The sequence below is a fragment of the Bradyrhizobium sp. 604_D8_N2_3 genome (genome assembly GCF_051810765.1).
Classification (GTDB): domain Bacteria; phylum Pseudomonadota; class Alphaproteobacteria; order Rhizobiales; family Xanthobacteraceae; genus Bradyrhizobium; species Bradyrhizobium barranii.
The window spans coordinates 856,685-870,081 of sequence record NZ_JBPWPM010000001.1; the positions used below are offsets into that span (position 1 = coordinate 856,685).

Annotated in this window: 9 protein-coding genes; 4 read left to right on the top strand and 5 right to left on the bottom strand. The window is 65.9% G+C overall.

The features are described 5' to 3' along the window. Positions 1–93: 93 nt before the first annotated feature. From AB7245_RS04050 to AB7245_RS04065, 4 genes are all read right to left on the bottom strand, one after another. Positions 94–2,307: an FAD-dependent oxidoreductase gene (locus tag AB7245_RS04050; RefSeq protein ID WP_085402635.1), complete on the bottom strand. Its 2,214-nt coding sequence runs from the start codon at positions 2,305–2,307 to the stop codon at positions 94–96. A gap of 145 nt (positions 2,308–2,452) precedes the next feature. Continuing rightward, the gene (locus AB7245_RS04055) at positions 2,453–3,661 is read right to left on the bottom strand and encodes an acetyl-CoA C-acetyltransferase (RefSeq protein WP_085402634.1); all 1,209 of its coding nucleotides are present in this window, start codon (positions 3,659–3,661) and stop codon (positions 2,453–2,455) included. Positions 3,662–3,730: 69 nt separating this feature from the next. Then, the gene (locus AB7245_RS04060; RefSeq protein WP_085402633.1) at positions 3,731–5,521 is read right to left on the bottom strand and encodes an acyl-CoA dehydrogenase C-terminal domain-containing protein; all 1,791 of its coding nucleotides are present in this window, start codon (positions 5,519–5,521) and stop codon (positions 3,731–3,733) included. 40 nt (positions 5,522–5,561) lie between these two features. Beyond that, positions 5,562–5,948, bottom strand: a complete 387-nt coding sequence (locus AB7245_RS04065) for a nuclear transport factor 2 family protein (protein ID WP_028151642.1) — start codon at positions 5,946–5,948, stop codon at positions 5,562–5,564. A 195-nt stretch (positions 5,949–6,143) separates the two neighbouring features. On the opposite strand from AB7245_RS04065, the gene AB7245_RS04070 reads away from it, so the two are divergent. Next, a complete protein-coding gene (locus tag AB7245_RS04070) occupies positions 6,144–6,734 on the top strand; it encodes a PadR family transcriptional regulator (RefSeq protein ID WP_085402632.1) in 591 nt (196 codons plus the stop codon). A 12-nt stretch (positions 6,735–6,746) separates the two neighbouring features. On the opposite strand, the gene AB7245_RS04075 is transcribed toward AB7245_RS04070, so the two are convergent. Then, positions 6,747–7,496: an outer membrane protein gene (locus AB7245_RS04075; protein ID WP_161495873.1), complete on the bottom strand. Its 750-nt coding sequence runs from the start codon at positions 7,494–7,496 to the stop codon at positions 6,747–6,749. A gap of 319 nt (positions 7,497–7,815) precedes the next feature. Between AB7245_RS04075 and AB7245_RS04080 the strand changes: the two genes are divergently transcribed. From AB7245_RS04080 to AB7245_RS04090, 3 genes are all read left to right on the top strand, one after another. Continuing rightward, complete coding sequence (locus tag AB7245_RS04080; protein ID WP_167768153.1) at positions 7,816–11,328, top strand: tetratricopeptide repeat protein; 3,513 nt, start codon at positions 7,816–7,818, stop codon at positions 11,326–11,328. A gap of 299 nt (positions 11,329–11,627) precedes the next feature. Next, entirely contained in the window at positions 11,628–12,545 is a 918-nt protein-coding gene (locus AB7245_RS04085; RefSeq protein WP_071916904.1) for a sulfite exporter TauE/SafE family protein, read from the top strand. After that, positions 12,542–13,312, top strand: coding sequence for a TIGR02186 family protein (locus tag AB7245_RS04090; protein ID WP_439033901.1), 771 nt, complete (start codon positions 12,542–12,544; stop codon positions 13,310–13,312). Before AB7245_RS04085 ends, AB7245_RS04090 begins: the two co-directional genes overlap by 4 nt. Positions 13,313–13,397 lie beyond the last annotated feature (85 nt).

Consider the following 13,397-nt stretch of genomic DNA (forward strand, 5'->3'; position numbering starts at 1 on the left):
CGGGAACAAATCTGACGCAACCGTGATGACGTCTCCCCAAACAAAAAGGCCGGATCGACGATCCGGCCTTCTTTCTCAAATGATCTTGGGTGATCAGGCCGCGGCCTTCTTCGGCGCGAAGCGGCCGTAGAAGGTTTCTCCCTTCGCGGCCATCTCCTCGAGAAGCTTCGGCGGGGTGAAGCGCGAGCCGTACTTCGCCTCCAGCTTGTGGCAGAGCTCGACGAATTTCTTCGTTCCCATGAAGTCGATGTAGGACAGCGTGCCGCCGGTGAACGGCGCGAAGCCGAAGCCGAGGATCGAGCCGACATCCGCCTCGCGCGGGTCGGTGATGACGTGGTCCTCGACCGTGCGCGCGGCTTCCACCGCCTGCACCACCAGGAAACGCTGCTTCAGCTCCTCGATGTCGAGCGTGTCAGGGTCGAGCTGCTTCGGCTGCAGCGCCGAGAGGCCCGGCCACAGGCTCTTCTGACCCTTGCCCTTCTCGGGGTAATCGTAGAAGCCCTTGCTGTTCTTGCGGCCGAGACGGCCCTGCTTCTCGACCATCTCCACCATCAGCTTCTTCTGATCGGGGTTGATGGCGTTCGGGCCGAGATCGGCTTCCGTCGCCTTCATGATCTTGAGCCCGAGGTCGAGTGCGACTTCGTCCGAGAGCGAGAGCGGACCGACCGGCATGCCGGCCATCTTGGCGCAGTTCTCGATCATCGCCGGCGGCACGCCTTCCAGGAACATCTCGTTGCCCTCGGCGACGTAGCGGCCGACGCAGCGATTGGCGAAGAAGCCGCGGCTGTCGTTGACGACGATCGGCGTCTTGCCGATCTGCCGGACGTAGTCCAGCGCCGTCGCCAGAGCGAGATCGCCGGTGTTCTTGCCCTTGATGATCTCGACCAGCATCATCTTCTCGACCGGCGAGAAGAAGTGGATGCCGACGAACTTGCCCTGGTCCTTGAAGCCCTCGGCCAGCGAGGTGATCGGCAGCGTCGAGGTGTTCGACGCGAAGATCACGTCCGGCTTCATATACTCCTGCGCCTTCGCGAAGGTATCAGCCTTGACCTTGCGATCCTCGAACACGGCCTCGATGACGAGGTCGACGTCCTTGAGTGCAGCATAATCGGCAGTCGGCGTAATGCGCGCGAGCAGCGCGTCGGCGTCACCGGGCTTGGCGCGGCCCTTCTTGATCTGCTCCTCGATCACCTTCTGCGCATGCGCCTTGCCCTTGTCGGCGCTCTCCTGGTCGCGGTCGATCAGGACGACGTCGAGGCCGGCACGGGCCGAGACGTAGCCGACGCTCGCACCCATGAAGCCGGCGCCGATCACGGCGATCTTCTTCACCTTGGTCGGGGCTACGTCCTTCGGGCGACGCGCGCCCTTGTTCAGCTCCTGCATCGACAGGAACAGGCTGCGGATCATCGCGGCCGCTTCCTTCGAGCGCAGCACCGAGGTGAAGTAGCGCGACTCGACGCGCAGTGCCGCGTCGATCGGCAACTGCAGGCCTTCATAGACGCAGCTCATGATCGCGCGCGCGGCCGGATAATTGTCGTAGGTCTCGCGGCGATAGATCGCGTTGCCCGCCGGGAACATCATCATGCCGGCCTTGGAGAACACCGGACCGCCCGGCAGCTTGAAGCCCTTCTCGTCCCAGGGCGCGACGGCCTTGCCGCCGCCCTTGATCCAGTCCTTCGCTGCCTTAATGAGGTCGGCGGCCGGAACGATGGCGTGAATCAGATTAAGCGCCTTGGCCTTCTCGACCGTGACCGGATCGCCCTTGAGCAGGATCGTCATCGCGTCCTGCGGCGGCACCAGGCGCGGCACGCGCTGCGTGCCGCCGGCGCCGGGGAACAGGCCGACCTTGACCTCGGGCAGGCCGAGGCGCGTCTTGGGATTTTCCGCCGCGACGCGATAGTGGCAGCACAGCGTGATCTCGAAACCGCCGCCGAGCGCGAGGCCGTTGATCGCGGCCGCCCACGGCTTGCCGGAGGTCTCGATCGAACGCAGCACCTGCGAGAAGCGCCGGCTCTGGTCGAACAGCATCTGGTTTGCGGCGGTCTCGTCCTGCTCCTTCAAGACCTTGGCGTAGGCCTGGTTCATGCCCTCGAGCATCGACAGGTCGGCGCCGGCGCAGAACGCCTCCTTGGCGGAGGTGATGACGACGCCCTTCACGGCGGCGTCGGCCGTGGTTTCCTTGACGATCGCATCGAGCTCGCTGGTCGAGGTCTCGTCGAGCACGTTCATCGAACGGCCCGGGATGTCCCAGGTGACGAGCGCGATGCCGTCGGAATCGGTCTCAACCTTGAAGTTCTTGTAAGCCATGTTGGTTGCTCCTCGGTGCCGCAGCCAATCTCAGGCGCGGCGGTTGACTTGAGATCTCGTAGGGTGGGCAAAGGCGCTCTTGCGCCGTGCCCACCATCCTTCGCGGAGACAGCAATGGTGGGCACGCCCACCCGACGGCAGCTCGTTAGACCCGCTCGATGATGGTCGCGGTGCCCATGCCGCCGCCGATGCACAGCGTCACCAAGGCGGTCGCCTTGTTGGTGCGCTCGAGCTCGTCGAGCACGGTGCCCAAAATCATCGCGCCGGTGGCGCCAAGCGGATGGCCGAGTGCGATCGCGCCGCCATTGACGTTGATCTTGGCGTTGTCGATGTCGAAGGCCTGGATGTAGCGCAGCACGACGGAAGCGAAGGCTTCGTTGAGCTCGAACAGGTCGATGTCCGACTTCTTCATGCCCGAACGCGCGAACAGCTTCTCGGTGACGTCGACCGGACCGGTCAGCATCATCGCCGGCTCGGAGCCGACATTGGCGAAGGCGCGGATCTTTGCGCGCGGCTTCAGGCCGTACTTGCTACCCGCTTCCTTGCTGCCGAGCAGGACGGCGCCGGCGCCGTCGACGATGCCCGACGAGTTGCCGGCGTGGTGCACGTAGTTCACGCGCTCGATTTCTGGGTGCGACTGCACCGCGACGCCGTCAAAGCCGCCCATCTGCGCCATCATCGTGAACGACGGCTGAAGCTGTGCCAGCGACTGCATCGTCGTCGAGGGCCGCATGTGCTCGTCCTTGGCGAGGATGGTGAGGCCATTGATGTCCTTCACCGGCACGACGGACCTGTTGAAACGGCCCTCGTCCCAGGCCTTGGCGGCGCGCTGCTGGCTCTGCACGGCATAGGCGTCGACGTCGTCGCGCGAGAAGCCGTATTTCGTGGCGATCAGATCGGCCGAGACGCCCTGCGGCATGAAGTAGGCCGGCACCGCCATCGACGGGTCCATCGGCCAGGCGCCACCGGAGGCGCCGATGCCGACGCGGCTCATGGATTCGGCGCCGCCACCGATCACCAACTCATGCTGGCCGCTCATCACCTGGGCTGCGGCAAAATTCACGGCGTCGAGGCCGGAAGCACAGAAGCGGCTGATCTGTACGCCGGGCACGGCTTCGCCGAGGCCGGCCTTGAGCGCGGCGAAGCGCGCGATGTCGCTGCCAGCTTCGCCGACGGGGTCGACCACGCCGAGCACGACGTCGTCGACGGAATCTTCCGGCAAATTGTTGCGGTCCTTCAGCGCCTTCAGTGGCACGGTGGCGAGCGCGAGCGCCGTCACCTCATGCAGCGCGCCGTCTGCCTTGCCGCGGCCGCGCGGGGTTCGGACGTGGTCGTAAATATAGGCATCTGCCATGGGAGCCTCCTGATTGCAGTTATTGGTTACGACCGCGGCGCGGTCGGATCATTGGCGAAGCGGGAAGCCTCAGAAAGCTTCCGCCGGCAGTTCCATGATGGTGGCGCAGCCGGCCTGGATGCGCGCGAGATTGGCGGCGGTCTCCGGCAGCATGCGCTCCATGAAGAAGCGGCCGGTGACGAGCTTGGTCGAGAGATAGGGCGTCGCTCCGCTCGCGGCAATCTTCGCCTGCGTCACCTTGGCCATCTTCGCCCACATGTAGCCGAGCGCGACGAAGCCGAAGAGATGCAGGTAATCGGTTGCGGCAGCGCCCGCATTGTCCGGCTTCGCCATCGCGTTCTGCATTAGCCAGGTCGTGGCCTGCTGGAGATGGCCGAGCGAGGCCGAGAGCGGGGTGATGAAAGGCTTCAGCGCCTCGTCGCCGCCGTTCTCCTTGGCGAAGGCCATGACCTCGCCGAAGAAGGCCATGATGGCACGGCCGCCGTCGCGCGGCAGCTTGCGGCCGACGAGGTCGAGCGCCTGGATGCCGTTGGCGCCTTCATAGATCATGGCGATGCGGGCATCGCGCACGAACTGCTCCATGCCCTGCTCGGCGATGTAGCCGTGGCCGCCATACATCTGCTGCGCCTGCACCGCGTTGGCAAAGCCGTAATCGGTGAGGAAGCCCTTCAGCACCGGCGTCATCAGGCCCATGTGGTCGTCGGCGGCCTGGCGGTCCTTCGGGTCCTCGGAGCGATGGGCGACGTCGCTCTTCAGCGCGGTCCACATCACGAAGGCGCGCGCCGCCTCGTTGAAGGCGCGGATCGAGAGCAGCGTGCGGCGTACGTCGGGATGCACGATGATCGGGTCGGCCTGCTTGTCCGGCGCCTTCACGCCGGTCAGCGAACGGCCCTGGATGCGCTCGCGGGCATAGGCGACCGCGTTCTGATAGGCGACCTCGGACTGCGCGAGACCCTGCACGGCGACGCCGAGGCGGGCCTCGTTCATCATCACGAACATGCCCTGCATGCCCTTGTTCTCTTCGCCGATCAGCCAGCCGGTGGCGCTGTCGTAGTTCATCACGCAGGTGGAATTGCCGTGAATGCCCATCTTGTGCTCGATCGAGCCGCACACCACGCCGTTGCGTGCGCCGACCGAACCATCGGCATTGACCAGGAATTTCGGCACCACGAACAGCGACACGCCCTTTATGCCGGCGGGTGCGCCCTCGATGCGGGCGAGCACGAGGTGGATGATGTTGGGGGCAAGGTCATGCTCACCGGCCGAGATGAAGATCTTCGTGCCGGTGATCCTGAAGCTGCCGTCGGGCTGGCGGACCGCCTTGGTGCGGAGCATGCCGAGATCGGTGCCGCAATGCGGCTCGGTCAGGTTCATGGTGCCGGTCCACTCACCCGCCACCATCTTCGGCACGTAGGTCTGCTTCTGCTCGGGCGAGCCGTGCACGATCAGCGCCGCGGTCGCGCCCATGGTGAGGCCGCCATACATCGAGAACGCCATGTTGGCGGAGATCTGGAATTCGTTGACCGCCTGGCTCAGTGTCACCGGCAGGCCCTGGCCGCCGAACTCGGTCGGCGCCGACAGGCCAAGCCAGCCGCCCTCTGCCACTTGCTTGAAAGCGTCCTTGAAGCCCTTCGGCGTGGTGACGCTGCCGTCATCGGCGCGCTTGCAGCCTTCGAGATCGCCGACACGGTTGAGCGGCTGCAGCACTTCTTCCGCAAGCTTCGCGGCTTCGCCGAGAATGGCTTCGCGCACGTCGCTCGACGCATCGGAGAAGCCGGCCAGATTGTCGTAGCGGTCGATCTGGAAGACGTCGTTGAGCAGGAAGTTCACGTCTTCGACGGGGGCTTTATAGATCGGCATGATGGTCTCCCGGCAGGCGGTCTGAAGTGATGATGTTGGCTTATGACTGGGCGGCGGCCAACTGCTCCGCCATCAGGCGGTGCAGCATGTTGATCGCCTTGAGCGGACGCACCATCACCTTGAAATGGGTGATGCGTCCCTCAGCATCGAAGGTGATGATGTCGACACCGTTGATCTCGATGCCGTCGATGACATTCTTGAATTCGAGCACCGCGCCGTTGGCGCTTTTCCACTCGCCGACATAGGTGAAGCCGGGACCGCCGAGCACCTTCTCGGCACTGGCGAGATATTTGAAGGTGATGTCGCGGCCACGCTGCGGCGAATGCACGACGGGGCTTTCGAACACGGCGTCAGGATGGAGCAGGTCCCAGAGCGCGGCGCGGTCGTGGGACTTCATAAAGGCGTACCAGGAGTCGAGGCCGGTCATTCTCAGGTGCCTCCCTTAGTCAAAGGCCTTCTCGATCAAAGGCCTTGGCAAAAACGCGAAAACAACCCCATGCACAGTAGCGCGATGGCCGATAAGGGCGGGTCTGAAGCCCGCCTCATATGCACATTGACGCATATGCACCAATGCGCATAAAGTCAAGTCAATTGGTCGAGACCTCGAAAGGGAGCTGGTGCCATGGCGCTCGGCGACGCAATCCTCGCATGCCTGACCGAACGTCCGATGACGGGCTACGAGCTCGCCAAGACATTCGATTCCTCGATCGGCTTCTTCTGGAAAGCCGACCACCAGCAAATCTACCGCGAGCTCTCCAAGCTGCGCGACCGCGGCTACATCCAGGGCCGCGAGGTCGTGCAATCGGGCAAGCCCAACAAACTGATTTATACGCTGACTCCCGAGGGGCGAACAGCGCTGCGGCACTGGGCCGCGCGGCCGAGCACGCCGCCCTCGATCAAGGACGACCTGCTGGTGCGGCTGCACGCGCTCGACAGCATCGACATCGAGCCCATGCGCACCGATCTGATGGCCCGTCTGGAGCACCATCGCGACCGGCACGAGAATTACGAGCGGATCCTCAAGAAGCGATTTCCGGAGGGCTCGGCGTCGGGCGTGCTCGACCTCGGCAATCTGCTGCTGCTTCAGCTCGGTGCCCGCCACGAGCAGATGGTGGCCGATTTCTGCGAAGAGGCGCTCCAGGCGCTATCGGCGATGAGCGGCAAGAGCACGGTCGTGCCGCTGGAGGACGGCAAGCGCGAGGGGAAGGGCTGAGCCCGCGCAGCCCTAGTACTTCGTGACGACCGGCCTATCCCAGTTGAACCGGACATTGACGCCGGCGCGGACGATGTCGTCCGTCAGCCTGACGTCGCGCGTGACGGCGCCGCTGATCGGCGGATCGACATATCGTTTGCTGCCAAAATCGACGTGCACATATTCGAGCTTGAGGGTCACGGCGCCCCAGGTATCGACATAGGCCGCCCATTCACCACCGAGCCCGGCCGCCAGGCCGGTGCGGGTCTGGGAGCTGGTGACCTGCACCACTTGGTTGGACACGGTGACCTCGGTGCCCGCGAAGGCGATACCGGCCGTGCCATAGATCAGAAACTGATCGAGCGCGTAACCGACACGGCCGCGGAACATATCGATCCATTTTTCCCGCGTGCCGCTCGTCACCCCGACGTTGAAGGGCGGCAGATCCTGCACCTTGCCGTGCTGGTTGGTCCATGACGCGTCGTTCTCGAAGCCGAGCACGGTCTTTTCGATCTGGAAATCGCAGCCGAAGACACCGCCCGCGACGGCAGCACCGCTGAGATTGAAAGTCCCTGTGATCGTTGGCCCGGAGTCGTCGCCAGCGCGCCGGACATGCTCGCTCTTGCCCCAGTTGCCGCCGCCCTGGATGCCGACATAGCAGCTGGTCCAATTGTATCCCGCGGGCGCCGGTGCCTTCACCGCAGGCGCTGCCGCCGGGGCATCGGCGGCAACAGCATGCGATGCCAGTCCGGCCGCCATCGCGGCCACGAGCAACCTTTTCATGTCAGCCAACAATCCAGTCAGGCAAGAACCCGCCCGTGGATCGGGCCGCTCTCTATCCATTGAGACGTGCGGATCGGGCGCGTGGCGAAATCTTTGTCGGGACGCAGCTTTGGGGCGGGGCCAACGGCGGCAATCGGGTTCCCGGCGCCCAACTTTAAGACACCGGCAACGCGTTCCTTAACCCGTTATTTACCGTAACAGGAAAAAGTCGGTTTTCGAGGCAGACGACCCGCGCCAAATCCGATTGTCTTCACAACCGGCACGCGTGGGGAGGCTGGAGGCGCCGGGTGGGGCGCCGGAGTCGGAACCGGACAGAGTCATGAATTCGCGCGTATCGTGGAGTGTTGACGGCATCGATCCATCCGTCAGGGAGCGGGCCGAAGCTGCTGCGCGTCGTGCCGGCATGTCACTCAACGATTGGCTGAACTCCACGCTCGGCGAGACGGCCCCGCCGAATTTTCGCGGACCTTACGATCAACGCCAAGAACAACGTCAAGACCAGCGTCAAGAGCAGCGCCAGGATCAGCGCCCGCAACAGATGCCGAGCCAGGAGAGCCGCGACGTCGCCGATATCCACCAGCGGCTCGACGCGATCACCCAGCAGATCGAACGGATTTCAAAGCCCGCGCCGCGCCAAGATGCTTCACGACAGGACGCGTCGCGACCAGACGTCTCGCGCGAGCAGGGCGTCGCGCGCCAGCTCAACGACGCGATCTCGCGGCTCGATGCGCGGCTGTCGCAAATCTCAAAGCCGCAGCAGCCTCAGCGGCCGGTACCGGCTCCGGCACCCGTCGAGACGCGCCAGCGCCAGGCCGATATGGTCGAGCGCGCGGCCGCACAGGTCTATCGCAATTCACCTCCCTTGAGCCCCGCGTCGTTCGACGTTGCCGTCGCCGAGATCACGGCCCGGCAGAGCGAGCTCGACGGCTTTGCGCCGCGGCAGATACCGCCGCGCGCAGCGCCCTCGATTGCACCGACGGCAGCTCCTTTCGCGCCCCCGATGGCGCCGCCCGCGCCTGCCTATGCCCCGCCGCCCCCGCAGCCGGGGCCGGATTTTTCGTCGCTCGAGCGCCATTTGCTCAAGATCACGAGCCAGATCGAGTCGCTCCAGCGCCCTGACAACACCGAGCAGGCAATCAACGCTTTCCGCAGCGAGCTTGCCGAGATCCGCCACGCCATCACCGAGGCGATGCCGCGCCGTGCGATCGAATCGATCGAGAACGAGATCCGCTCGCTGCACCGTCGCATCGACGAGACCCGCTCGTCCGGGACGGATGGCCAGGTCCTGTCGGGCATCGAGCACGCGCTGTCCGAGATCAAGCAGGTGCTGCGCACGCTGACACCGGCCGAGCAGCTCACCGGTTATGATGAAGCGATCCGCAACCTCGGCGCCAAGCTCGATCTGATCCTGCGCGCCAATGACGACCCGTCGACGGTGCGCCAGCTCGAAGGCGCGATCTCGGCGTTGCGCGGCATCGTCTCCAACGTCGCTTCCAACGAAGCCCTGGCGCGTCTTTCCGACGACGTGCAGCTGCTGTCCTCCAAGGTCGACCAGGTCACCCGCTCGTCCGGCCCCAGCGACAGCTTTGCGGTACTGGAGCAGCGCATCGCGGCGCTCACCGCCGCGCTGGAAACGCGCGAGCGGCCGCAGCCCACCGAGAGCAGCGAGCATCTCGAAGCCGCGATCCGCGCGCTGTCGGACCGTTTCGACCGCATGCAGGTCGGCAACGATTCCGCGTCGACCTTTGCGCATCTCGAACAGCGGGTCTCGTATCTGCTGGAGCGGATCGAAGCTGCCTCCGATCCGCGCAACGGCAATCTAAGCCGCGTCGAGGACGGGCTGCACGACATCCTGCGGCATCTGGAGCGGCAGCAGGCGACCTATTCCGCCCTCGCCGAAAGCCGCAATTCGGCACCATCTGCCGATTCCGGCATGGTCGATCTGGTCAAGCGCGAGCTCTCCGACATCCGCTTCAGCCAGGCCGAGACCAACCGCAGCACCCAGGATTCGCTCGAGGCCGTGCACAGCGCGCTCGGCCATGTCGTCGATCGCCTCTCGATGATCGAGGGTGATCTGCGCGCGGTGCGCACGGCGCCGCCGGCACCCGCGCCGCAGCCGATGCCCAGTTCGACGTCCATGTCGATGCCAATGGCCGCGCCCATGGAGCCCCCGCCTGTCGCGCGCGAGCCGTGGCAGCAGCCGCAGCAGCAGCCGAAATACGATCCGAAGCCGGAGCTGCAGAACCCGGCCGCCGCGCAACAGCCGCCACAGGGCGCCTTCGTCGCCGCGCCGCGCGAATTCCATGCCGCCGCACCGGCCGCGCCGCCGCCGGTGCCAACCGCACCGCCCGTTCCGCCGCGTGCGATCAGCGAGATCCTCGAGCCGCACACGGCGCCCGCGCGCGCCGCGCTCGCACCGGAATTGCCGCCGGACCATCCGCTCGAGCCGGGCACACGGCCGGGCGGCCGCGTCGCCACGCCCTCGGAGCGCATTGCCGCGTCCGAAAGCGCGATCAGCGAAATCCCCGCCGCGCCGAAAGAGCCGGTGTCGTCGTCGAGCTTTATCGCGGCCGCGCGCCGTGCCGCGCAGGCCGCCGCCGCGCAGCCGGAAAAGCCGGCCCGCGGTGCCAAGGCAAGTGCAAAGGCAGCTGCCAAGGCGGCCATCGCAGGCCGCGCCAAGGACACGGGCCAGGAAGGTGGCTCGACCATCACCTCGAAGATCCGCTCGCTGCTGGTCGGCGCCAGCGTGGTCGTGATCGTGCTCGGCACCTTCAAGATGGCGATGAACCTGCTCGATGGCGGCAGCCCGCCGCCGTCACCGCAGGCGATGGAGAATTCGTCGAGCGCGCCCGCGCCGCAGGCTCCTCCGCCGCCGGTCGAGACCAAGCCCGCCACGCCCGAGCAGGTCACGCCGTCGATGACCTCGCCGACGCCGATCGGGAAGCAGTCGCTGAATAATCCCGCGCCGGCTCCCATGGCAGGGGCGGGCAGCTCGGCTTCGGTCGAAATCCCGCCGGTCCCCGCGACGCCACCACCGCCTGCGGCGAGCAACGACGTCACCGGCGCGCTGTCGGGCATGAGCCGCGCGAAGCTTGGCATGATCCAGGTGCCGCCGAGCGAGAAGCTCCCTGACGGCATCGGCGGTCCGGTGCTGCGCACCGCCGCGATGAAGGGCGATGCGACCGCGGCCTACGAGATCGGCGTGCGCTTTGCCGAGGGCAAGGGCGTCGCTGCGAATTACGATGAAGCCGCCAAATGGTACGACCGCGCGGCGCAGGCCGGCGTGGTGCCCGCGACCTTCCGCCTCGGCACGCTCTATGAGAAGGGCCTCGGGGTGAAGAAGGACGCCGACATCGCCCGCCGGTACTACACGCAGGCCGCCGAGCGCGGCAACGCCAAGGCGATGCACAATCTCGCGGTGCTCGACGCCGACGGCGGCGGACGCGGCGCCAATTACAAGAGCGCGGCGCAGTGGTTCCGCAAGGCCGCCGATCGCGGCGTCGCCGACAGCCAGTTCAACCTCGGCATCCTCTATGCCCGCGGCATCGGCGTGGAGCAGAACCTCGCCGAATCCTACAAATGGTTCACTCTCGCAGCCGCCCAGGGTGACGCGGATGCATCCGGCAAGCGCGACGACGTCGCCAAGCGGCTCGATCCGCAGTCGCTCGCCGCCGCCAAGCTCGCGATCCAGACGTTCAGCGCCGAGCCGCAGCCCGACGACGCGGTCAATGTTCCCGCCCCGAACGGCGGCTGGGACAGCGCGCCGCAGGCAAACGCAAAGCCCGCGCCGAAGCCGGTCGCAACCAAGCGCGCGGCGTCAGCGGCGCACTAAAGCGCACTCTCACTCCTCATGGTGAGGAGCGCGCCCTGGCGCGCGTAGCGGACGATGCTTCGCATCGCCGCGAGAACCATGCAGGCCCCCACCACCGATCCGGGCCTCGCCCTTCGAGACGCCTGCTGCGCAGGCTCCTCAGGGTGAGGGGAGACAGCTCGCGCGCCGCATTCACCACGCCCTAAATTCATGGTCCCGCCCGACAACGAATTCCGCTATTGAGGGGCGCGGCAATCGTTCCGACCGTCCGGCGAGCATTCCCGCGCAATCGATCCATTTCGCCGGAGTGTGGTCCTTCGATGCAGCTCTATCTCCCGATCGCCGATCTGCCGGTCAACATCTTCCTGGTGCTGGCGATGGGCGCGGCGGTCGGCTTCGTCTCCGGCATGTTCGGGATCGGCGGCGGCTTCCTGATGACGCCGCTTCTGATCTTCATCGGGATCACGCCGGCGGTCGCGGTCGCCTCCGTTGCGAGCCACATCGCGGCCTCCTCCTTTTCCGGCGCGCTGTCCTACTGGCGGCGGCGTGCGATCGATCCGGCGCTGGCGAGTGTGCTGTTATGCGGCGGTGTCACCGGCACGGCGCTCGGAGTGTGGACCTTCACGCAGCTTCGCGCGCTCGGCCAACTCGATCTGATGATCGCGTTGTCCTACGTGGTGCTGCTCACCACGGTCGGCAGCCTGATGTTCTCCGAGGGCCTGCGCGCCCTGATGCGGACCCGTCGCGGCGCGGTGCCGCCACGGCGCACGCACAGCTGGATCCACGGCCTGCCGCTGAAAATGCGGTTCAAGCGCTCGAAGATCTACCTCTCGGTCATTCCGGTCGTGATCGTCGGCATCGTGATCGGCTTCATCGGCGCCATCATGGGCATCGGCGGCGGCTTCATCCTGGTGCCGATCATGATCTATCTGCTGCGGGTGCCGACTTCGACCGTGATCGGGACCTCGATGGTCCTGACGCTGGTCACGATGCTGTTCGCGACCTTGCTGCATGCGGTGACCAATCACCTCGTCGACGCGGTGCTGGCGCTGATCCTGATGGTCGGCGGCGTCACCGGCGCGCAGTTCGGCGCCCGCGCCGGCCAGAAGATCCGGGGCGAGCAGCTGCGGCTGTTGCTGGGCCTGCTGATCCTTTCGGTCGGCGTCCGCTTCGCCATCGAGCTGGTGATCCGGCCCGAGGATCTCTTCACCATCCGTGAATTGGGAGTGAGCGGATGATGCGCGCAGCTCTCGCGGTCCTTCTCGTCCTGCTGCTCGGCTCGGCCGCGCGTGCCGAGCGACTGATCGTGTCGGTCTCCAACCATCGTGTCACGGTGACGCCGAACTATTCCGGCGAGGAACTGGTGCTGTTCGGCTCGGTCGAGAAGGACGCCTCCACGCCCGCGGACCGCAAGAGCTACGATCTCGTCGTCACCGTGATGGGCCCGCGCGCCGACATGGTGACGCGACGCAAGGAGCGCACCTTCGGGATCTGGATCAACACCGACTACCGGCAGTTCCTGGCGGTGCCGAGCTATCTCGCGCTGTTCGCCAACCGCCCCTTCGATGTCATCACCTCACCCGAGATCGCGCGGCGGCAGCAGATCGGGCTCAACAACGTGCTGCTGACCCAACGGGTCAGCGGCGACTATGCCGACGTGGTGCCGAACGATGCGTTCCGCTCGGCCTACATCCGCCTGCGAACCCAAAAAGGTCTCTATCGCGAGGACCCGAGCGCGGTGACGTTCCTGACACCGACGCTGTTCCGTACCGGCATTCCACTGCCGGAGGAGGTGCCGATCGGCACCTATGAGGTGGAAATCAAATTGTTCGCCAATGGCGCGTTGGTCACCAAGACCGAGACCGCGTTCGAGATCGTCAAGGTCGGCTTCGAGCAGTTCGTCGCGACCAGTGCGCGCCAGCACGGGCTGATCTATGGCCTCGCGACCGCCGCGATGGCGCTGATGACGGGCTGGATGGCGTCGATCGTGTTTCGGAAGGATTAGCGTCCGTCATTGCGAGCGCAGCGAAGCAATCCAGACTGTCGCCGCGGAGGGACTCTGGATTGCTTCGCTGCGCTCGCAATGACGG